This window comes from Austwickia sp. TVS 96-490-7B (assembly GCF_019331795.1).
Classification (GTDB): Bacteria; Actinomycetota; Actinomycetes; order Actinomycetales; family Dermatophilaceae; genus Austwickia.
In genome coordinates this window covers 680,128-699,956 of sequence record NZ_JAHPZL010000008.1, presented here as the reverse complement: position 1 = coordinate 699,956, position 19,829 = coordinate 680,128, and the positions used below count along the sequence as shown (strand labels likewise).

Annotated in this window: 18 protein-coding genes; 11 read left to right on the top strand and 7 right to left on the bottom strand. The window is 63.5% G+C overall.

Translation table 11 applies throughout. The features are described from left to right. The first annotated feature begins 35 nt into the window (after window positions 1–35). Together KEM60_RS13680 and KEM60_RS13675 are read left to right on the top strand one after the other, a co-directional pair. A complete protein-coding gene (locus tag KEM60_RS13680; RefSeq protein ID WP_219108108.1) occupies window positions 36–1,310 on the top strand; it encodes a pitrilysin family protein in 1,275 nt (424 codons plus the stop codon). Further along, window positions 1,307–2,680: a pitrilysin family protein gene (locus KEM60_RS13675; protein ID WP_219108107.1), complete on the top strand. Its 1,374-nt coding sequence runs from the start codon at window positions 1,307–1,309 to the stop codon at window positions 2,678–2,680. Before KEM60_RS13680 ends, KEM60_RS13675 begins: the two co-directional genes overlap by 4 nt. Before the next feature lie 43 nt (window positions 2,681–2,723). On the opposite strand, the gene hisN is transcribed toward KEM60_RS13675, so the two are convergent. After that, window positions 2,724–3,515, bottom strand: coding sequence for a histidinol-phosphatase (gene hisN / locus KEM60_RS13670; RefSeq protein WP_219108106.1), 792 nt, complete (start codon window positions 3,513–3,515; stop codon window positions 2,724–2,726). Here hisN and KEM60_RS13665 point away from each other — a divergent pair. The 4 genes from KEM60_RS13665 (at window position 3,480) to KEM60_RS13650 (ending at window position 7,411) form a co-directional block, all read left to right on the top strand. Continuing rightward, a complete protein-coding gene (locus KEM60_RS13665) occupies window positions 3,480–4,154 on the top strand; it encodes a DUF2231 domain-containing protein (protein WP_219108105.1) in 675 nt (224 codons plus the stop codon). The genes hisN and KEM60_RS13665 overlap by 36 nt on opposite strands. 67 nt (window positions 4,155–4,221) lie before the next feature. Continuing rightward, the gene (locus tag KEM60_RS13660; protein WP_219108104.1) at window positions 4,222–4,758 is read left to right on the top strand and encodes a PadR family transcriptional regulator; all 537 of its coding nucleotides are present in this window, start codon (window positions 4,222–4,224) and stop codon (window positions 4,756–4,758) included. Beyond that, complete coding sequence (locus tag KEM60_RS13655; protein ID WP_219108103.1) at window positions 4,755–5,447, top strand: ABC transporter ATP-binding protein; 693 nt, start codon at window positions 4,755–4,757, stop codon at window positions 5,445–5,447. The genes KEM60_RS13660 and KEM60_RS13655 overlap by 4 nt, the downstream gene beginning before the upstream one ends. After that, entirely contained in the window at window positions 5,447–7,411 is a 1,965-nt protein-coding gene (locus tag KEM60_RS13650) for a hypothetical protein (protein ID WP_219108102.1), read from the top strand. Before KEM60_RS13655 ends, KEM60_RS13650 begins: the two co-directional genes overlap by 1 nt. A 21-nt stretch (window positions 7,412–7,432) precedes the next feature. Here the strand turns inward: KEM60_RS13650 and ppk2 are convergent, their stop codons facing one another. From ppk2 to KEM60_RS13625, 5 genes are all read right to left on the bottom strand, one after another. Next, complete coding sequence (ppk2, locus tag KEM60_RS13645; protein ID WP_219108101.1) at window positions 7,433–8,350, bottom strand: polyphosphate kinase 2; 918 nt, start codon at window positions 8,348–8,350, stop codon at window positions 7,433–7,435. A gap of 101 nt (window positions 8,351–8,451) precedes the next feature. Continuing rightward, window positions 8,452–11,658, bottom strand: coding sequence for a DEAD/DEAH box helicase (locus tag KEM60_RS13640; protein ID WP_219108100.1), 3,207 nt, complete (start codon window positions 11,656–11,658; stop codon window positions 8,452–8,454). 114 nt (window positions 11,659–11,772) lie between these two features. Further along, window positions 11,773–12,825 carry a ribosome small subunit-dependent GTPase A gene (gene rsgA / locus KEM60_RS13635; protein ID WP_219108099.1) on the bottom strand — a complete coding sequence of 351 codons (1,053 nt, stop codon included), beginning with the start codon at window positions 12,823–12,825 and terminating at the stop codon, window positions 11,773–11,775. Beyond that, window positions 12,825–14,204: a 3-phosphoshikimate 1-carboxyvinyltransferase gene (gene aroA / locus KEM60_RS13630; protein ID WP_219108098.1), complete on the bottom strand. Its 1,380-nt coding sequence runs from the start codon at window positions 14,202–14,204 to the stop codon at window positions 12,825–12,827. The genes rsgA and aroA overlap by 1 nt, the downstream gene beginning before the upstream one ends. Beyond that, entirely contained in the window at window positions 14,201–14,377 is a 177-nt protein-coding gene (locus tag KEM60_RS13625; RefSeq protein ID WP_219108097.1) for a hypothetical protein, read from the bottom strand. Before KEM60_RS13625 ends, aroA begins: the two co-directional genes overlap by 4 nt. A 225-nt stretch (window positions 14,378–14,602) precedes the next feature. Between KEM60_RS13625 and KEM60_RS13620 the strand changes: the two genes are divergently transcribed. The 5 genes from KEM60_RS13620 (at window position 14,603) to prfB (ending at window position 19,291) form a co-directional block, all read left to right on the top strand. Beyond that, entirely contained in the window at window positions 14,603–15,457 is an 855-nt protein-coding gene (locus KEM60_RS13620; RefSeq protein ID WP_219108096.1) for an SOS response-associated peptidase, read from the top strand. A gap of 218 nt (window positions 15,458–15,675) precedes the next feature. Beyond that, complete coding sequence (locus KEM60_RS13615) at window positions 15,676–16,359, top strand: sigma-70 family RNA polymerase sigma factor (RefSeq protein ID WP_219108095.1); 684 nt, start codon at window positions 15,676–15,678, stop codon at window positions 16,357–16,359. After that, complete coding sequence (rsrA, locus tag KEM60_RS13610) at window positions 16,356–16,691, top strand: mycothiol system anti-sigma-R factor (RefSeq protein WP_219108094.1); 336 nt, start codon at window positions 16,356–16,358, stop codon at window positions 16,689–16,691. The genes KEM60_RS13615 and rsrA overlap by 4 nt, the downstream gene beginning before the upstream one ends. A 163-nt stretch (window positions 16,692–16,854) precedes the next feature. Then, window positions 16,855–18,108 carry a phosphatidylserine/phosphatidylglycerophosphate/cardiolipin synthase family protein gene (locus KEM60_RS13605; RefSeq protein WP_219108093.1) on the top strand — a complete coding sequence of 418 codons (1,254 nt, stop codon included), beginning with the start codon at window positions 16,855–16,857 and terminating at the stop codon, window positions 18,106–18,108. Window positions 18,109–18,178: 70 nt separating this feature from the next. Beyond that, the gene (gene prfB / locus KEM60_RS13600; protein ID WP_219108092.1) at window positions 18,179–19,291 is read left to right on the top strand and encodes a peptide chain release factor 2; all 1,113 of its coding nucleotides are present in this window, start codon (window positions 18,179–18,181) and stop codon (window positions 19,289–19,291) included. Between the two features lie 173 nt (window positions 19,292–19,464). Here prfB and KEM60_RS16770 read toward each other — a convergent pair whose 3' ends face one another. Further along, the gene (locus KEM60_RS16770) at window positions 19,465–19,827 is read right to left on the bottom strand and encodes a biotin/lipoyl-containing protein (protein ID WP_219108091.1); all 363 of its coding nucleotides are present in this window, start codon (window positions 19,825–19,827) and stop codon (window positions 19,465–19,467) included. Window positions 19,828–19,829 lie beyond the last annotated feature (2 nt).

Sequence of the window (19,829 nt, the reverse complement as noted above, 5' to 3'; positions counted from 1 at the left end):
CAGGTTGGGCCGTCACCTCCGGTTAGGCTGGACCAATGCCGCTTGCCTACGACATCGTGGATCGCACCCTGGCCAACGGCCTACGGGTCGTCGTCAACGAGGATCACAGCGTCCCGGTCGTCGCGATCAACCTGTGGGTTGGCGTCGGATCCCGCCACGAACCAGCCGGCAAGACCGGTTTCGCGCACCTGTTCGAACACCTCATGTTTCAAGGCTCCCGACAGGTGGCCAGCGGCGAACATTTCGCGGCGCTGATGGCACACGGCGGCCGACTCAACGCCACCACCTGGTTTGACCGGACCAACTATTTCGACACTGTCCCCAGAGGTGCCTTCGAACTGGCCCTGTGGATGGAAGCCGACCGGCACGGATGGCTCCTCGACGCCGTGACCCAAGACAACCTGGACAACCAGCGTGACGTGGTCAAAGAAGAAAAACGTCAGCGATACGACAATGCGCCGTACGGGAACGCCATGATCGACCTTTACTCGGCGGTTTTCCCCCACGGACACCCGTATCATCACGCGACTATCGGCTCAATGATGGACCTGGATGCGGCAACCCTGACTGACGTCCACGACTTCTTCCGTCGGTGGTATACCCCGTCCAATACCGTGCTGACCATCGTCGGTGATGTCACCGTCCCGGAAGCCATCCATGCTGCGGAGACCTACTTCGGATCGATCCCCGCTGGACCAGCCGTCCCCACCCTGCGCTCGCAGCCGTTGCCTCCGTTGTCCACACCGCAGCGTGTCGAGCGGACCGAGGCGGTCCCGATGGGGCGTCTGTACATGGGTTTCCGCTTGCCAGAGGACAACACCGAGAATTTTCTCGCGGCATCATGCGCGATGGATTGTCTGGGTGGTTTGACGACCTCCCGGCTGGAACGCGCGCTGGTGCGCACTGAAGAACTCGCTGATTCGGTCTCTGCGGGCGCTTTGGGACTGTGTGACGGAGTGTCCTTGGGATATCTGGTGTTGCAGGCTGCGGATGGGGTCGCGTTGTCTCACCTGGAGGAGCGTGCCTGTGAACTGATTGAGGAGTTCGCCCACGCTGGTCCGACCGCGATCGATATGGAAGCGGTGCGGGCCCAAACCGAACGAGGCTGGTTGACTGCATTGGCCAGTCTGGAGGAGCGGGCCGATGCGATCGGGCACGCCACGTGTTTGTACGACGATCCGCAGGGGATCAATACCTATCTGGACCGGTTGGGGTCCATCACCGCAGACCAGGTCCAGCAGGAGGCAGCCACCTGGTTGCGTGCGTCAGCACGGGCCGTGGTGGCGATCACCCCGGAGGAGGCGGCATGACCGGGAAGAAGAATGACGTCAAGGCCCCGGCGGCGCCCCGTCCGGTGGTGGGGCAAGCACCTCCGTGGGCATTTCCCGTGCCGCACATCCAGGAGTTGAGTTGTGGGGCACGTCTGGTGACCTACAGCGTTCCCGGTCAACACGTGCTCTCGTTACGGGTTGCGGTCGAAGCGCCATTGGCAGCTGAACCGCGAGGACGTGAGGGAGTCGGCACGTTGATGGCTCGCACGCTCGATGAGGGCAGCCGTCGTTACGACGCCGAGCAGACGGCTGAGATGTTGGAGCGCCGTGGGGTCGCCTTGGGAGCGGGAGTAGGGGAGCGTGGCCTGGTCCTTGATCTCGACGTGGCACGCGGCAACCTGGCTGGCGCGCTGGAACTGCTTACGGAGGTCCTCATCCACCCGGTCTTTCCTGAGCAGCAGGTCAGGAGGCATATTCGTTCTCGGCTAGCGGATATCGAACAGGACCGAGCTCATCCGGGCCAGCGTGCCGCAATCGCCTTTGCCGATGCCTACTACCACCGCTCAGACCGGTTGTCATTGCCGACTGGTGGGACGGCTGAATCGGTGCATCAGCTCACTCGAGAAGACATCGCCGCCTACCATCAGGCCGTGGTCTGTCCTGGTAATGCCACGGTGGTGGTCGCTGGTGATCTCACTGGGGTGGACGTGGCGGGGCTGATCGACGACGCCTTGTCGGGGTGGTCGACGCCCTCTCGGGTAGCGGCGGCTCCGTCCACGCCCACGCGTCTTGGGGGGAGTCGGGTGGTGTTGGTGGATCGCCCGGGAAGCGTGCAAAGCGAGTTGTACGTCGGATGCGCTGGACCGGACCGAACTGTCGCTGGGGGATGGGCGCCGTACCCAGTGTTGGGGCACCTTATCGGGGGAGGACCGCAAGCCAGAATTGATGCAGTGCTGCGGGAGGATAAGGGGTATACCTACGGCATCCGCTGCGGTTTCCGGCCGCGTCGAGGCGAAGGGTTGTTTATCGCCAGCGGTTCGGTGCGCACTGAAGTGACAGCGGAGTCGGTGGACCTGCTTCTGGGAATTCTCGAAGAGGCCCGTGAGGGATTTACGACGGCGGAAGTCGTCAGCGGCGTCGATTACTTGTGCCACACCGCACCGGGCCGGTTTGCTACCGCCGATGCGGTGGCTGATGAAGCATCGGCCCGTGCTTTGGAGGGGCTGACGACCGAGCACACCACTCAGGTGTTGCGGGACACTCGGGAGCTGACCCCAGAGCGGTTGCGCCACGCTTACCAAACCTATGTCGACGGCACCTGGACCAGCGTGATCGTCGGTGATGCCGAGGCACTCGCTGGGCCGTTGGCTGCGCTCGGCCGGGGCTCGGTGACTGTCATCGACAGCTGACGCTGCGGTGACCCATCCCGACCCGGCCGGGCCTGGCCGATTGTCAGCAGGCCGGTGGCGCGAGCCGGGCGAGGACTTCGTCGTGGAGCATCCCGTTGGTGGCGACGGCCCCCGGGCCCCATGGGCCGGGGCGTCCCTCCAAGGAGGTGAAGGTGCCCCCGGCTTCGGTCACGATCGGGCTGAGCGCAGCCATGTCATAGAGGGCGAGTTCTGGCTCGCAGGCGATATCGCAAGCGCCCTCGGCGACAAGCATGTAGGACCAGAAATCACCGAAGGCCCGGGTGCGCCAACAATCGTCCACTAGCTGCATGAATCCCGCGTCCCGGTGGTCGGTCCGCCATCCAGCCAGGCTGGAATAGGACAGGGAGGCGTCTTCGACCCGCCGGACGGTGCTAACTGCCAGTGGGCTGGAGCTCATCAAGCTGCGCCCAGTGCGGGCACCGGTGCCTTTGGCCGCCCACCAGCGACGATTCAGTGCAGGAGCCGCAACGAGACCGACAACTGGGTCGTCGCCGTCGACGAGTGCGATCAGGGTGGCCCAGACGGGGACACCACGGACAAAATTTTTCGTGCCGTCGATGGGGTCAATGATCCACCGGCGGGCGGAATGTCCGGTCTCGCCGAATTCTTCGCCGACCACGCCGTCCCGAGGTCGGGTTCGCCCGAGTTGGGCACGGATCAGCTCTTCAGCGGCCCGATCGGCGTCACTGACCGGGGTGAGATCGGGCTTGGTGTCGACACGAAGATCGACGGCCTTGAACCGTTCCATGGTGATCCGTTCGGCCGCGTCGGCGAGGACGTGGGCAAGGCGGAGGTCGTCGTCGTACGTCGGCATGTCGACCAAGGTAGCGCTTCGTGCCGGGAGGACTGGGGATGCCGCTCCGCGGAGGATCGGGCCATTTTGGCGCAGAAATTCTGGCATCCCACTCCGGGAGGTGTGATGTGTCGCGGTGAGCAGGATGCTGGAGGCATGCTAGATCACATTCTGGGGCTTCCCGCACATCCGTTGCTGGTGCATGGTGCGGTGGTGCTCTTCCCGATGGCGGCGATCGCCACTGTGGTGCTGGCATCGCGGCCAGCGTGGTGGCGTCGCGCAGCGATACCACTGATGGTGGTCGTGGCAGTGGTGGCGGTGGCGGTCTTTCTGGCTAAAGAAAGCGGGGAGAAGCTGGAGCACCGGTTAGCTCGTTCCCCGCAGATCCATGAGCATGCTGAATGGGGTGACCTCTTGCCGGTGGCGGCGGCCCTGGTGTTGCTGTGTGCGGCGGTGCCGGCTCTCTGGGCGTTCTGGCAGGGTCGGCAATCCCAAGGAGACATGGGAGATGTGGATCGTGCCGTGGGACCGCCACGACAGTTGGCCCTCGCGGTACTGACCGTGAGTGCGGTGGTGGCTCTGGGCGCGCTTGTCCTGACTTTTCAGGTGGGGCATTCGGGTGCGCAGGCCGTCTGGAGTGATGTGCACTATGTGCGCTGACTGACCGCACTAATTTCATCATCGTTCTATACACATGGTGTACACACTCGGCGTATAGTCGTGGTTCATGTCCACCTCACATGCCTTGCTGGGTCTGTTGGAAACGGCCCCAGCCCATGGCTACACCCTCAAACATCGGTATGACGACCTCTTCGGCCGGGGGCGACCGCTGGCCTTCGGGCAGGTTTATGCGAGCCTGTCTCGGTTTGAAAAGCAGGGCTGGGCCGAAGTCATCGACGTCGAATCCGGTCAAGGCCCTGATCGGAAGCGCTACCACATCACCCCGGATGGCGTTGCTGTCCTCGACACCTGGGTGCAAACTCCGCCACCACCAGGACTCTTCACCACCAGTGCACTTTTTGCCCGGATTTCGGTGGCGCTCCTGTCTGGCCGGGACGCTGGCCAGGTCCTAGACCGGCAACGCGCAGACCATCTCACCCGGATGCGGACACTGACCGCAGCTCGTCGTACCGCCGACCCAGCCACCGACCTTTCTCTCAGCTACGAACTGATCCATCTGGACGCCGACTTGCGCTGGATCGACGAGGCTGGCAGACGCCTCGGTGAGGTACGTGCCGACTTGGAGAGCAGGTCCAGGTCATGACGCCCGCCCTGCTCAACGCCACTGATCTTCATGTCCGATACGGCGACACCCCGGCGTTGACCGGCATCGGACTGCAGATTGATCGGGGTGAGAACGTCGCTGTGATGGGACCATCCGGTTCGGGAAAAAGCACCCTGCTGCACTGTCTTGCTGGGATCGTCGTGCCAGACCGAGGGCAGGTCATCCTGGACGGTCGAGACCTGTCCAGGTTGGGGGAACGGGACCGATCTCGGCGCCGACTCGCCGAGATCGGCGTGGTCTTCCAGTTCGGTGACCTCATCGCTGAGCTGACCGTCGTGGAAAACGTGGCACTCCCGGCTCGGCTCCTGGGCGTGGGTCATCGCGATGCGCTCCGGCGATCCCTTGACCTGCTCGACCAGCTTGATATCGCTGATGTCGCCTCTCGGCGGGTCGGCGCTGTCTCTGGTGGGCAGGCCCAGCGAGTGGCGATAGCGCGGGCTCTGATCAACGAGCCCTTGGTGATTCTTGCTGACGAACCGACCGGTGCCCTGGATTCGGTCACCTCCCAGGACGTCATGGATCTGCTCTGCCGGATTGCCCGTGAGGCTCAAGCGGCGTTGGTCGTGGTTACTCATGATCACTTGGTCGCATCCCATATGGAGCGACATATCGTGGTCCGCGACGGCAGGATCGCTGGCCGGGTCCCCGCGGCCGTGGGGGAGGGGTGATGGGGTCGGCGATCAGGTGGGGGATGCAACTGGCGTGGCGCACTGACTGGTCGGCCCGTCGGCGTACCGCTGCGATCGCCCTCACTGCCGCGCTGGGTTCGCTGTTTTTGTTGACGGTGGCGGACATCGCTCGCACCGTGATCTGGATGGCACCGGTGGTTGCGGATACTCGCACGATGGGTGTGGCCCTAGCTGCAGCAGTCAGTGCCCTCACCGTGCCGATCGTGACAGCCATGACCGTGGTCACCCGTCTCTCTTGGGGCCTGCGCGAACGCCGTCTGGCCGTTCTGCGAGTCCTGGGGCTCGACCCCGCCCGGACTCGGGGAGTCGCAGTGGGGGAGATCGGTGTCCATGTCTTTTTCGGGGTGGCAAGTGCCATGGTCGTGTTTCCGGCGATGCGTCCTGGGGTGCACAAGGCGGTGTCGGCGCTGGGGATCCCTCACATTGCCTGGCAGCCTGCGACTGCGTTGGATCATGCCCTGGTCGCAGTGCTGGTGATTGGCACTGCCATAGCGGCAGGTGTTCCCTGGCGATCTGGCTCAGCGTATGCAGCAATGAATGTGGTGCGTCGATCCCAGGCTGCTCGCGGCGGCTGGTGGCGTCCGCTCCCGCTGCTAGTGGGCTTGGTGGCCTGCGTTGTAGCACGTCAGCGTGTCGCAGCGGTCACCGCGATGGGCGCGAAGGCACCGGGGGATGCCGCCGATGTGATCGCGGTGTACCTCCTTGTCGCGATCCTGGGATGCAGCGTGGGATTGGTGGCAGTCATGCCGTGGCTGGTGCGGCTAGGGGCGGACCTGCTGGTGCGTCAACAGCGATCAGTGGCGCTGGTCCTCAGCGGCCGTCGGCTGCAGGCTCGACCGGCCACCACTGCGCGCATCATCGCCGGGCTGATGCTGGCACTCTTCTTGGGCCTCGTGGTCAGGGCTTTGATCGCTGGTTTCGAAGCCACTCCGGAATATCGCCGGGTCGATCATGACCTGCACCAGGGTCAGCGACTCACGGTGCATGTCGAACCAGACCGGGCTGATGCTGTCATCCACGAATGGCGTTCCCGGACGGATGTCACCGCTGTGATCCCCCTGGGTCGCGCCATCGCGTCATGTAGGTCTGGCGACTCAAAAAATGACGGCTGCGCGGGGCGGGCCCTCGTGATGACCTGCACTGATCTGCGCCATCTCGTTCCTGAAGACCCGCGCTGCCACGAAGGACACGCCTACCGATTGGTCACGTCGACAGCCAAATCACAGCCACCGCGGGCTGAAGGGACGCTGACGCTGACCCCGGACGGAGCCTCCCCAGCGGATCCGACGACCCCCCATGCGGTGGTGTCCATACCGGCAGAAACATTGACATTGCCGGATATGAGCGGACTCGGCGCTCCGATTCACGCGGACTACCTCATCCCGCCTGGCTCACCCGGGATGGACCGGGTCGTGCAGGACACTTCGCCGCGTCAGTTCGCTGTTCTTGGCGTGCCCGGCCGCTCACTCCTTGAGGACACCAGGCGAGCAGGAATCAGTGATGACGCCATCGACTTGACGACCTATGACGACACCCACCGGATGCGGGCGGCGTTGGCTGCGGTGCTGCTCACAGTCCTGGCCGTCGGCCTGCTCGTCCTTGCCATCGCCACCGGAGACCACATGCGGGAACGCCGTGGAGCCGAACGTGCTCTCTCTCGACTAGGGGTGCCAGCTCGGCTGCGACGTCGCGCCCATCTCGTCGAAATCGGATCACCGTTGCTGCTGGGCATCCTCCTAGCCTGCCTCACTGGACGGTACGTCGGTGGGACGATCGTCGCCTGGGGTCACGCGGTGGACAGTTCTTTCGCTCAGATGACGCTGCCGTGGACTGACACCCTGCTGCTGGGCGGAGCCGCTCTGATCGGTGGGGCAGCGTTGACCAGTCTTGTCGCGGCGATGGCTGCTGTCCGAGGTCCCGTCGCTGTTCCCCGGACGGAGTGACACTCGCTGGCGGCATCATCCTCAGTCCGCCGAAAGACCCCGATGTTTCCCGCGGGTCGTGCCGGATCGGGCGGCGCCCTTCACCAGGCGCGCTGTCCGATCCGGGACTTCCCACTGCAATGACCGGTCGGTACGTCGGTATCCCGACGAAGCGGGACGGTGTGGCATCACCAATTCAGGACGGTCCACAGGCTGGTAAGGAACCGAGTCCAAGAGATCAGCGATCATGTTGATCCGCGCCCGTTTCTTATCATCGGATTCCACCACCCGCCATCGTGCCTCCGGGATGTCGGTATGCACGAACATGTCGTCTTTCGCCCGGGAGTAGTCCTCCCACCGCGTTAACGACTCCACATCGGTCGGAGAAAGTTTCCAACGGCGCATCGGATCGGTGAGGCGGGAACGGAATCGTCGTTCCTGCTCAGCGTCAGACACCGAAAACCAATATTTACGCAGCATGATCCCGTCCTCTAGGAGCATTCGCTCGAAGATCGGGCACTGCCGTAAGAAACGCCGATGCTCTTCGGTCGTGCAAAACCCCATCACTCGCTCCACCCCAGCCCGGTTGTACCACGACCGGTCGAAGAGACGGATTTCCCCAGCGGCAGGTAACTGCTCGACGTACCGTTGGAAATACCACTGGGTGCGTTGCCGCTCCGTCGGTGCCGGAAGAGCCACCACCTGTGCGACCCGTGGGTTGAGGTATTCGGTGACCCGCTTGATCGCTCCACCCTTGCCCGCAGCGTCGCGCCCCTCAAAGATGACAACGAGCCGAGAGCCCGTCGCCCGCACCCACTCCTGCATCTCGACAAGCTGTTCTTGCAGGTGGAGGAGTTCGGCCTCGTACAGCTTCTTGTCGAGTTTCGGTTTCTTGTCTCCGTGGGCATCGCCGCCGCTGCTGCTGTGGCTAGGCGAGGTGTGCTTATCGCTCTTGCTCATCTTCGAAGGCTAGCGTTGCCGATGAGGCACCATCCTGCTCGGCTATTCCAAGATCCTTCGTCAGCCGTGTTGTACCTCAGGGGTTGCCCCATCGTCGGGGTTTACCCCCACGGGCGGTCGACGCTGACGTCGCAACGAGGGAGGTACTTGGCGACGGTACTGAAGTGCTGCAATCCAGCCCATGCGTCGTAGTCGCCGATCACATACAGGCGCTTCTTGGCTCGGCTGGCGGCAACATTGACGAGGTTGGGGGTAGCTGCTGCCCAGGCGCGTGCGCCAGGCTTGTGGGGGTCACCGCCGAGGACGAAAACAACGGCAATCGCTTCCTGGCCTTGGGCCTTGTGCACTGTGCCGGAACGTAGCGAGGGGGCGCCAATGTTGTCAGGGAAGCGGGCGAGTTCATTCGCCATGGCACGGAAGGGAGAGATCGCGATGATCTCGTCGGCGTCGAGGGGTTTGCCCTCATCGGACGCTGCACCGCTGAGAAGATCACGGATGATGCATCTAGCGATCCGGTGGTCGGCCCGCAACGCGTGACCGTTGCCTGACTGGGCAGGCACATGAAGCCACGCGCTTGGCCGCAGTGATGACGCCTGACGTTGATCGACGGGGATGCCGTGGATCATCGTGTTGCCATAGGCGACCTCATTGGAGATTGTGAACATCGGGTCGTCGCAGCGGCGATGGATGCGCAGCGGCGTACCCACCCACAGTGCGTCGTCGCCTTGGTGCATCAGCGTTCCCCACGGGTTCGAGGCGTCAGCGAGGGCTTGAGCCGAAGTCTTTGAGGGACGGACGGACTGGGGCACCCCGTGCTCAAGCACCATGTTGGCCTCAGCCTTCGGGGGGAGTGTGACCACTGGCGTGAGTTGTAGTGGGTCGCCGACGATGAGGGCGTGGTGGGCACGCCACAGGGCTCCAACGGCTGCCTGCGGAGTGGCTTGACCGGCTTCATCGATGAAGACCCAACCGAGTGATTCTGGGCCGAGGTGGGAAAACATGCGTCCGAGCGAAGCGAAGGTTGTCGATACGAGCGGCACGAAGAGGAAAAATGTTTGCCATGCGGCGAGCGCCGTGTCTTCTGGCAGGTTGTTCGGTGCTTGGCCACCGACGACGTCCATGGTGCCCCGAAGGGATTGGATGAGCTTTTCCGGACAGTGACGGAACCACTCCACGTGCAACGTGAGCGCCGCGAGGAACGCCGTGGACCTTGCCTCATTAAACTCTGGGCTACACCATGGAGCGGTCGTTTCGCGGCGGGTGTCGTCACGAAACCATTCGTCATCGGGGTAGGAATCGCCCCAGCGTTTTTTGTCATTGGTGCAGGTGCGGACGAGGTGGTCGCGTTCGGCGAGGAGCCGGATGTGGGCAGCGTGGGATGCCGCGAGGTCTACGCGCAGGGCTGTGAGGAGGGTGGTGGCCTCCTCACGCATGGATTCGGCGCGGTCGCGTCTGGCACTGGTGGCCTTCACTGTGATCCGCAACGGGGATTCGGCCCTTGCCCAGTCGCGACGGGCGGCGCCCCCGCTGAACAGGTTGGCCCACCAGCTCGGGCGTTGACGAGTGTGCTCGTCAAGGGTGGCCAGCGCGGTGTCGTGGGCTAGTGCCGCCGCTGTCAGCTCTCCCTCGGTTCGTTGGGCTTCGGCGTCGGCGCGAGATTCTGCGGTGCGTAGCGCCGCCAGCTGCGCGGACGCGGCAGTGATCTCGTTGTCGATGACGGCGTACCTGGTGAGCGCGGCTTGTGCCGTTTGAGCGTGGGCGCGCAGAACCTCGACGGTGGCTAAGGCGTCGCGGAAGTCGCGCACGGCATCAGCCCATGGGCGACGAGCTGTGATCTTGGCTTCCTCAAGGAGGTGGCGCAACCCGTACGGCGCGCTCTGCCAATCCTTCTTGTGCGTCCAGGCTGCGTAGGTGAAGGCTCGACGGTTGGCCTTGTTGCCGAGTCTGGCGGCGATGAGACCCCACGCGTTGGTGGTGTCGTCATTGGTGAGGCTGCGGCGGACATGGGTCGCGACGTTGCTCAGGTAATCGGCGTCGGACCATGGTGGATTGACGCTGTCGGCGCGTGGCAATTCATCGGAGATGTTCTGCACAGCAGCGTTGTTGGCGGAGCAGACGACGACTTCGAAGCCGGTGAGCTGTGGAATGAGGCCGTGAATGATGCGCCGGTACCCAGCCTCCCAGCGATGCTGTATTCCGCTGAAAGCGTCCTCTGGGCGACGGAGGCCTGCCAGGACCCGGGCTCGTTCGGTGATGAGCCCTGCGAGGACGTCGCGCAGCAGCGTTGTCTTTCCAGTGCCGGGAGGCCCGTTGACGGTTCGTAGCGCGAGGCCGTCGCCGCGCAGGTCGCCGAGGGAGAGATTGACGGCAAGCTGCTGGCTCGTGGCGAGAGCATGCTTCGGCGAGCTGGGCCAGCGCCCGTAGGGCAGGCTCTCCGGCGTGAGATGTTTCAGCATTTCCGTGGGGGCGGCGACGGTGTCATGCCGGTGGCCTGGCGCGGGGCCGACGGCGCCAGCGAGGTATGCGGCCAGTGTGGCGGACTCTGTGCCGCGTTCTACCGACTCCGCAGCGAGTCCGAGATCATCGAGGATGAAGCTGTTGAGGAAATCGGTGGAAATCTCGGTCTCGGGTTTGACTAGGACGCTGCGGATGCGTGCGACACAGGTCATAGGGAGCGGGTCGGCGCCCTCCGCGTCGGAGCCCCAGCGGCTTTGTGGGGTTTGGGCGCTCTTCTTCGGCAGGCCGGTGGCCCTTCGCACGAGGCCTCCCAAGAGCAGCATGAGGTCTTGGGTGAGGATCTGAGGCTGTCCATCGGATTTGCGACCGAGTTCAGTGGTGACAAGTTCGCGGAACTGCTGATCGGCGGAGGCAAAGTCTGGAAACCAGCGGTCAGACCGCTTCGCTGAGCCGAGTGCCCGGCCGAGCCCCCAGGCCGCGCTGGACAGCGTCACTGAGGAGAAGTCGATGCGGCCCTGCTCGTCGACAATAAACGCGGCCGCAGAGGACTGTCCCGGTGGGCGTTCGTCGAAGACTTCGTCATCCTCCTGATAGATGTGATCCAGGCACTCATACAACGTGATCAGGTCATAAATCCAGAGATAAACCGTGTGCCGCCACACCCGCCCGGGATGCGCCGGGCGCCTCTCTAAATAGCTGCCCTGTTCCCACGGGAGCAGATCTCCGCATTTCCAGTCGATTGACGGCGTCGTCGCGTCGCCAGGTTTGGCCTTTTCCACCGTTTGCGGCGAGAACAACTCCATGTCCCGCCATGCGCGCACTATGCGTGCTTGCACGCTTGTCCCCGACACCTTGGTCTCCTCACCTTGGGTGCTGTGACCCTAGCTCAGAGGTGTCATTGACATGTGAGTCGGCAAAGATCAGCCGAGCGCTGTCAGACCCGGTGGCGGTGTCGGTATCGTCATTCAGTCCCGGTCCGCTCGATCATCGCCAGCGCGGGCACGCAGCAACCGGCGTAACGAGTCCAGTCGTAGCGCACCGGCCGATCCGGCTGACCCATCAGCGACGAACTCGTCGAGCGCACACTCAGCTTCATCGTGGCTACAGCCGCGTGGACAGTCGTGCGTGCCAGGGGAAAGGTCGTCGAAGAAGTCCACGATCGAGGTGACCGGGATGTGTGCCAACCCAAATGAGCGCACTCCTGGGGTGTCGATCACCCAGCCGCTCTCCGGCAGAGCCAAGGCCACCGCCGAGGTTGAGGTGTGCCGACCTCGACCGGTGACATCGTTGACTCGGCCAGTGCTACGCCCGGCGGTCGGGACTAGTGCGTTGACCAGGGTGGATTTACCGACGCCGGAATGTCCCACGAGGACGGTCACCCGACCGTCTAATCGTTCGTGCAGGTGTTCTAGGCCTTGAATCGCTTCTCCGGGCACCCCCGGGGTGTCGGCATCTTCGACGACGCTGCAGGCCACCGCAGGGACATCCAAAGCGGCATAGAGGTCGCGGAACTCGGTGGGGTCTGCGAGGTCGGCTTTGGTCAACACCAGCAGCGGATCGAGACCAGCGTCGTACGCCGCGACCAGACACCGGTCAACCATCCGTGGTCGGGGCTGTGGATCCGCCAACGCAGTGACGATCGCCAACTGGTCGGCATTCGCCACAATCACCCGTTCGAAGGGGTCCGTATCGTCGGCAGTACGGCGCAGCACGCTGCGGCGGGGGTGGATCCGCACGATCCGGGCCAGAGCGTCCGGCGAGCCGGTGACGTCGCCGACCAAGCCGACCTCGTCGCCAACGACCACGGACTTGCGGCCCAGCTCGCGGGCTTTCATCGCGATCACTGCGCGCCCCTCCACCAAGGTCGCGTATCGGCCTCGATCAATACCTACCACCACGCCTGGTATCGCGTTGTCGTGGCGGGGTCGGTCCTTCGTGCGTGGCCGTGACCCGCGGCGGGACGGTCGGGTGCGGACCTGATCCTCGAAATGTTCGTAGCGTTCTGCGCCCCGAGCCATCAGTAGCCCTGCACTGCGGTGGCTGCCACGCTCATCGCTGCCCAGCGTTGCGGGAAATCGGGCATGGTCTTCGCCGTGGTAGCTACATCGTCCAGCAGCACCCCGGGGACGGCCAGCCCCAGGACTGCCCCAGCCATCGCCATCCGATGGTCGGCGTAGGTGTGCAGCACGGCTCCTCGCATTGGCCGCGGGGTGATCGTCAGCCCGTCCTCGGTCACCTCGACCTGACCGCCCAAGCGTCCGATCTCGGTGGCTAGCGCGGCTAACCGGTCGGTTTCGTGACCACGCAGGTGGGCGATGCCACGCAATCTAGATGGGCTGGTCGCGACGGCGGCGACGGCGGCGATCACTGGGGTCAGCTCACCCACATCGTGCAGGTCGATGTCGACTCCGCGGGGTCGTTCCGGTCCGGTGAGCACCAATGATTCCCGGCCGAGGGTGATGTCGGCGCCCATTGCGGTGAAGATCTCTCGGACAGCGTCACCGGCTTGGGTGGTGTATTGCGGCCAGCCGGGTACGTCGATCACGCCGCCGGTGACCATCCCCGCGGCGAGGAAGGCTGCGGCGTTCGACAGGTCCGGTTCGACCTGCACGTCTAGGGCGTGAATGTCAGTGGGTTCGACGCGCCACCGGTGTGCTACCGAGTCGTCGACGTCCACTCCGGCGTCGCGCAGCACCTCTACTGTCATGGTCACGTGCGGCGTCGAGGGGATCGCCGGACCGTCGTGCACGACGGTCAATCCGGTGTCAAAACGCGCCCCGGCCAGCAGTAGACCGGAAACGAATTGTGAACTTGCTGAGGCATCGAGAGCGACTCGTCCGCCGTGGACGGAGCCTGCGCCGTGCACCGTGAACGGCAACTCCTCGCCATCGACCGGCACTCCCAGGTCCCGCAGCGCCTGCAGTCCTGCCCCCATCGGCCGTCCTCGAGCCTGTTCGTCCCCGTCGATATGCACCGGCCCCTCGGCTAGCGCTGCCACCGGGGGGAGGAAGCGCATGATGGTGCCGGCCAGGCCACAGTCGACGGCGGTGTTTCCGGTGAGGGCACCGGGGGTGACCAGCCAGTCAGCGTGAAGCGGGTCATCACCAGGGAGGTCTTCGATGACGCACCCTAGGGCACGTAGCCCGGCTGCCATTAACAGGGTGTCCCGGGAACGCAACGGGCGACGGATCCGCGACTCGCTCGCGGCCAGGGCGGCCAAGATGAGGTATCGGTTGGTGAGGGATTTGCTGCCGGGGAGAGAGACGCACGCATGGATGGGCCGGTCCGCGTACGGCGCTGCCCAAGGGGGCGAATCGGCGGCGGGGACGCCCGCAGTGGTCGGCGGGACAGCTGGGGTGCCACCGCGGGGCGAGGGTCTGTCAGAGGGATCGTTCACCGGTGTTCCTCGGGTTTCAGGGGGTCATCGTCGCCGTAACGTCCGCCGTCCCCACCATGTCGCGGCGATACGGCGTCGTACCGCCGGAACCCTTGACGCGCCGAGAAGCACGTCGCTGAGTCACCGCCGGAGGTGACCAAGACCGCCATGGGGGCAGGTCGGAGAAACACCATGATGAGTCTCCTGTGAGCTAATCGAGATGGAACCGGAACGGGCGGTGTGTGGCGTCGTGGAGACGACGGTCACGAGATGTGCCCTGGGTGTCCGGCCTGTTCCCTACGTTATCGGGCCCGTGCCGAGCTGCAAGCCTCTGGAGGGGGCCGTCCCACCTCTCATCACGGCGCGCCTCAGTGTCGCACGGGGCACCGGTCCGCTGGGAAGCTTCGTACGCTGGGGGGATGTGCGGACGATATGCGCTCACCCGGGCGACGGCAGAGCTGGTCACGCAATTGGATGTGGCCGCTGACCGGAGCGCCGAGCCGGTGCGGTCAGTGCTCCGCACGCCGCAGCGACCTGCTGCGGGCAGTGCGGATCACAACGTGGGCCCGGCAAAGAATGTCCCGGTGGTCTTGGAACGGGTGTCGCGGCCGTTGCCTGTCGGCCCCCCTGCCGACGAGAACAGCACTCCGGTGCGCCAGCTGCGCCTGATGAGTTGGGGATTGGTGCCAGGGTGGGCCAAAGATCCGCGGATCGGGGGGCGGATGATTAACGCCCGAGCCGAAACGGTCCTCAACAAGCCAGCCTTTCGCCAGTCCGCGCTTCGGCGTCGCCTTTTGGTGCCTGCGGATGGCTGGTACGAGTGGCAGGTCAGTGCCACCGCTGTCGACGGACAGGGGCGTCCTCTGCGTCAGCCCTTCTATGTCCGTCGTCGAGACGCAGATCTGCTGGCCTTTGCAGGGTTGTATGAGTTTTGGCGAGATCCGGCAGCGATCGACCCGCAGGATCCGCTGGCGTGGTTAGCTTCGTTCACCATCATCACCACCCAGGCAGAGCCGGGCTTGGATCGGGTCCACCATCGACAGCCTGTGGTCCTTGAACGTGCCGATTGGGATGCCTGGTTGGCCTGCGATCATCGTGATCCTCGCCGGGTCGCCTCGTTGCTCGCGCCGCACACTCCAGGTCGATTTGACGCACATCCGGTCGACCGGGTCGTGGGGTCGCCAGCGGCAAACGGCCCCGAGTTGTTACGCCGGGTGCCCTCGGAACGGCTGCGTGGTGCTGTCGATCCGTTCACCGGAGAACCGTTGGGGTGACTTGCGCGCCCGAGAGGTCCCGCGACGTGGTGCAGGTCGCGGACATGTCGGCCTGGGAATGTGCGCTGCAGCGTCCGCGTTGTGATCGGTGACCCAAGTCTTCACGTGGACCCGAGGAGAAGTGCGTGTTTCTGACACACACCGGCCTACCCGAGTGCCAGGTGCCCACGCCCGGCTCCGGGAGCGGCCCGGCGGCACCGCCGGTACGCTTGACAGCGATGAATGAGACCACACACCTGGGGGACACGCCTGGGTCGTCGGTGCGTGACACCAGCGGCGCGGCGACCAAGGCCCCCGAGCGGGGAGCGAATCCGGCGGAGCTCTCTGAGGAGACGCCACAGGAACGCGCAGCTCGGTTCGAGGCTGAGGCGATGCCTTATCTCGACCAGCTGTATTCCGCCGCGTTACGGACTACTCGCAATCCCACCGACGCTGAGGATCTTGTCCAAGAGACCTTCACGAAAGCCTTCGCGGCGTTCCATCAATACAAGCCAGGCACCAATCTCAAGGCGTGGCTCTACCGCATCTTGACCAACACCTACATCAACTCTTACCGCAAGAAACAGCGCCAGCCGCTGGAGTCCGATGCCGCCCAGGTTGAGGATTACCAGTTGGCGCGGGCCGAATCGCACACATCTCGTGGTCTGCGTTCAGCGGAGATGGAAGCGTTGGATCATCTTCCTGATGCGGACGTCAAACGGGCTTTGGCCACAATTGGTGAAGATTTCCGGTTGGCGGTCTATCTCGCCGATGTGGAGGGGTTCTCCTACAAGGAGATCGCCGAGATTATGCAGACCCCGATCGGGACGGTGATGTCCCGGCTGCACCGTGGTCGCCGCCAACTGCGTGAACTCTTAACTGACTACGCCCGTGAACGGGGCTTCTTAGGGGAAGGGCAGTGAGCGGCCGTACCGCACCGGACCCTTCCGGGGCCGGTCGATCGTCGGAGACTGACTGTTCGGAGGTGCTGTTGCGGGTCTTCGAATATCTCGACGGGGAGATGACCGGAATGGACTGTACGCGGATCAGGCGCCATCTCGATGACTGCGTAGATTGCATGGGTGCGTATGAGCGGGATGTCCTACTCAAGGCTCTGGTACGTCGTTCCTGCGGGTGTGAGCAGGCGCCAGAAACCCTACGCATGTCGATCATGACCACGATCACCACGGTTCGGGTGCGATACGAAGAGGTCCGCTCCCGCGGTGAGGACGAGGCGACGGGACAATCCCACTGAGATAGCTGTGGGGCACTGTCCTAGCTGAATGTGAAGGACATGAGGAGGGGGCGACCATCCGTCACGGATGCGGCCCCACGACCCAAGGATGATTACCGAATAGTGTGACATCCGACCTGGTGTCTTCCCGGTCTTCGACAGGGGGCCTGGGTAGGCTCAACGGATGCCCCGCCCAACACCTTGGAGTCGTCGTACCGCGATGAAGCTGGGCCTGTGGGCCCTGGGAGTGACCACTGCCACCCAGATCGGCGCAGCGGTGACGGTGATCGCCGTCGATCAGATCCGCAAGCAACGCCAACCGCCGTCGGGGGAGTTCCCGCACAGCCCACCGATGACCACCGAAGTCGCTGGGTCAATCGTTACCACGTACACCTATGGTGAGTATTTGTATGCCGACATGCTTGCCGCGATCGAATCGGCCCACGAGGTCATCTACTTCGAGACATTCATTTGGAAGAATGATGAGGTAGGTAACCGATTCAAAGCAGCCCTGATTGATGCCGCCGATCGTGGAGTGCAGGTATATGTCGTCTATGACGGCTTTGCAAACATGGTGGTAGATCCTCGGTTCTACCGGTTCCCAGGGAATCTGCATGTGCTTCGGTTCCCGGCGGTTCGTCCGGGGATGCTGACGTTAAACATTCGCTACTACGGTCGTGATCACCGCAAACTCTTGGTCGTCGATCACCACGTTGGATTCGTCGGCGGTTACAACATTGGCGCCGCCTATGCGACAACGTGGCGGGACACCCACCTGCGAGTCGTCGGCCCAGCGGTCTGGGAAGTCGAAAATGCTTTCGTTGACTTCTGGAACGATCATCGCCGCTCCTACCACCCCGAGCTGCGAGACCGTGGGTCGCTAGCCTGGGAGTCGCGCATCCGAGCCTCTCGTAACGCCCCGCACCGAATGCTCTTCCCGGTCCGGGGCCTTTATCTAGATGCCATAGACCGCGCCACCGCACGTGTCTACATCACACAGGCCTATTTCCTTCCCGACCGGGAGATCTTGGCGACCCTGTTGGCCGCGGCTAAGCGCGGCGTCGACGTACGCATCATCGTGCCGGAGCACAGCAACCACATCGTCGCAGACTGGGCGTCCCGGTGGTATTACACAGCGTTATTAGAGGGTGGGGTGACGATCTGGTTGTTCCAGGATGCGATGGTTCACGCCAAAACCGCCACTGTGGACGGTCGCTGGTCAACCGTGGGCACAGCCAATATTGATCGGTTATCCCTGATCGGTAACTATGAGGTCAACCTGGAGATCTTCAGTGATGACCAAGCGACATTCATGGAGGAAGCCTTTGATCGTGACCTCACGAACTGTCGACAGTTGTTGCTGGAAGAGTGGCAAGACCGGGGGATGCTCTCCCGAGTCGGTGAACACATCATCGCCTGGTTACAACCGTTGCTGTGAGTTGAGTGTCCGGGTCCGTCGCTGGCCTCATGCCCAGCCGAGGTGTCGCCCTGCCGTAGACTCGGACCTCGTGGCCACCGACTTCGCAGCAGAGATCAAAGCACTCCGTTCAACTATGGAGTCTGTCCGTCAGGTGACGGACGTCGAGCGTCTCAAGACGCAGATCGTGGAATTGGAGAGTCAGGCCAGCGCACCAGACCTGTGGGACGATCAAGAAAACGCTCAAGCTGTCACCAGCCGCTTGTCCCGTGCTAATGCTGAGCTGGAACGGGTCCAGGGCATGGACTCCCGGATCGAGGACCTGGAGGTCCTCGTCGAGATGGGCACCGAAGCCGATGACTCAGAAACGCTCGCTGAAGCTGAGGCGGAATTAGTCTCGTTACGCAAAGCTGTCGGGGAGCTGGAAGTGCGCACCCTGCTGTCAGGCGAGTACGACGAGCGTGAGGCGGTCGTGACAATCCGTTCTGGCGCTGGCGGTGTGGACGCTGCCGATTTCGCAGAGATGTTGTTGCGTATGTATCTGCGTTGGGCGGAGCGTCACAACTATCCCACCACAGTGTTAGACACGTCGTACGCCGAAGAAGCCGGTTTGAAGTCGGCGACCTTCGAGGTGAAGGTGCCCTATGCGTACGGCACACTGGCAGTGGAGGCTGGCACCCACCGGCTAGTGCGCATCAGTCCGTTTGACAACCAGGGGCGTCGACAGACGAGTTTTGCGGCGGTCGAAGTGATCCCACTGATTGAGTCAACCGATCACATCGACATCCCAGAAAATGAGATCAAGGTTGATGTGTTCCGGTCTTCTGGTCCGGGTGGCCAATCGGTCAACACGACGGACTCGGCGGTGCGGATGACGCACCTTCCCACCGGCATCGTCGTTTCGATGCAGAACGAGAAGTCGCAGATCCAGAACCGTGCGGCAGCATTGCGGGTGTTGCAGTCTCGGCTTCTCCTGAAACGTCAAGAAGAGGAAGCTGCAGCCAAGAAAGCTCTTGCTGGCGACGTGAAGGCCAGCTGGGGAGATCAGATGCGCAGCTACGTCCTGCACCCGTATCAGATGGTGAAGGACCTGCGCACCGAGCACGAGGTAGGCAACACCTCTGGGGTGTTCGATGGTGACATCGATGCCTTCTTGGAGGCAGGCATCCGGTGGAAGCGGTCCTTGGAGCGAGCCGAGGTCTGAGCAGTGTGTCGTCAGGGCTGAACGATCACGGTCAGCTCGGACACCCAACTGCTATCTCTCCCCACATCATGACAAAGGGTGGGCTCTGAGAAATATCTCAGAGCCCACCCTTTCAGGGTTCTAGGACAGACGTCGCGATCAGGCGCCGTCCCAGCGCTCCTACCGGATGTGGCTCACGCCCATTCGAGGAGGACCTGTCCACCCTGGACAGCTTCGCCGACGGAGACATCGATCGTGGCAACTGTGCCATCGGCCGGTGCCGTGATCTCCGTTTCCATCTTCATGGCTTCCAGGATCATGACCGTATCCCCGGCCTTCACCTCGGCGCCTTCATCCACCAGGATCTTCACAACGGTCCCGGAAATCGGCGCGGTCAAGCCGTTAGACGTGGAGGCTGGAGCCTTGGCCGCTGTGGGGGTCACACCGTAAGCCGAGGTGCTACCGACCATAATCGAGCCGAGAGTAGGAGTGGGCTCCTCTTCGACGTCGACGTCAACGTCGTATTCGATGCCGTTGACGGTGACTTTGAGTTTCATGT

What these genes read in the sequence shown, in the direction of transcription:
- KEM60_RS13680 (WP_219108108.1), top strand. Translation starts at nt 36, where the DNA reads ATGCCGCTTGCCTACGACATCGTGGATCGCACCCTGGCCAACGGCCTA.
- KEM60_RS13620 (WP_219108096.1), top strand. Translation starts at nt 14,603, where the DNA reads ATGTGCGGACGATATGCGCTCACCCGGGCGACGGCAGAGCTGGTCACG.
- KEM60_RS16770 (WP_219108091.1), bottom strand. Translation starts at nt 19,827, where the DNA reads ATGAAACTCAAAGTCACCGTCAACGGCATCGAATACGACGTTGACGTC.
- KEM60_RS13675 (WP_219108107.1), top strand. Translation starts at nt 1,307, where the DNA reads ATGACCGGGAAGAAGAATGACGTCAAGGCCCCGGCGGCGCCCCGTCCG.
- KEM60_RS13605 (WP_219108093.1), top strand. Translation starts at nt 16,855, where the DNA reads ATGCCCCGCCCAACACCTTGGAGTCGTCGTACCGCGATGAAGCTGGGC.
- KEM60_RS13650 (WP_219108102.1), top strand. Translation starts at nt 5,447, where the DNA reads ATGGGGTCGGCGATCAGGTGGGGGATGCAACTGGCGTGGCGCACTGAC.
- ppk2 (WP_219108101.1), bottom strand. Translation starts at nt 8,350, where the DNA reads ATGAGCAAGAGCGATAAGCACACCTCGCCTAGCCACAGCAGCAGCGGC.
- KEM60_RS13660 (WP_219108104.1), top strand. Translation starts at nt 4,222, where the DNA reads ATGTCCACCTCACATGCCTTGCTGGGTCTGTTGGAAACGGCCCCAGCC.
- rsgA (WP_219108099.1), bottom strand. Translation starts at nt 12,825, where the DNA reads ATGGCTCGGGGCGCAGAACGCTACGAACATTTCGAGGATCAGGTCCGC.
- KEM60_RS13625 (WP_219108097.1), bottom strand. Translation starts at nt 14,377, where the DNA reads ATGGTGTTTCTCCGACCTGCCCCCATGGCGGTCTTGGTCACCTCCGGC.
- KEM60_RS13615 (WP_219108095.1), top strand. Translation starts at nt 15,676, where the DNA reads ATGAATGAGACCACACACCTGGGGGACACGCCTGGGTCGTCGGTGCGT.
- KEM60_RS13655 (WP_219108103.1), top strand. Translation starts at nt 4,755, where the DNA reads ATGACGCCCGCCCTGCTCAACGCCACTGATCTTCATGTCCGATACGGC.
- hisN (WP_219108106.1), bottom strand. Translation starts at nt 3,515, where the DNA reads ATGCCGACGTACGACGACGACCTCCGCCTTGCCCACGTCCTCGCCGAC.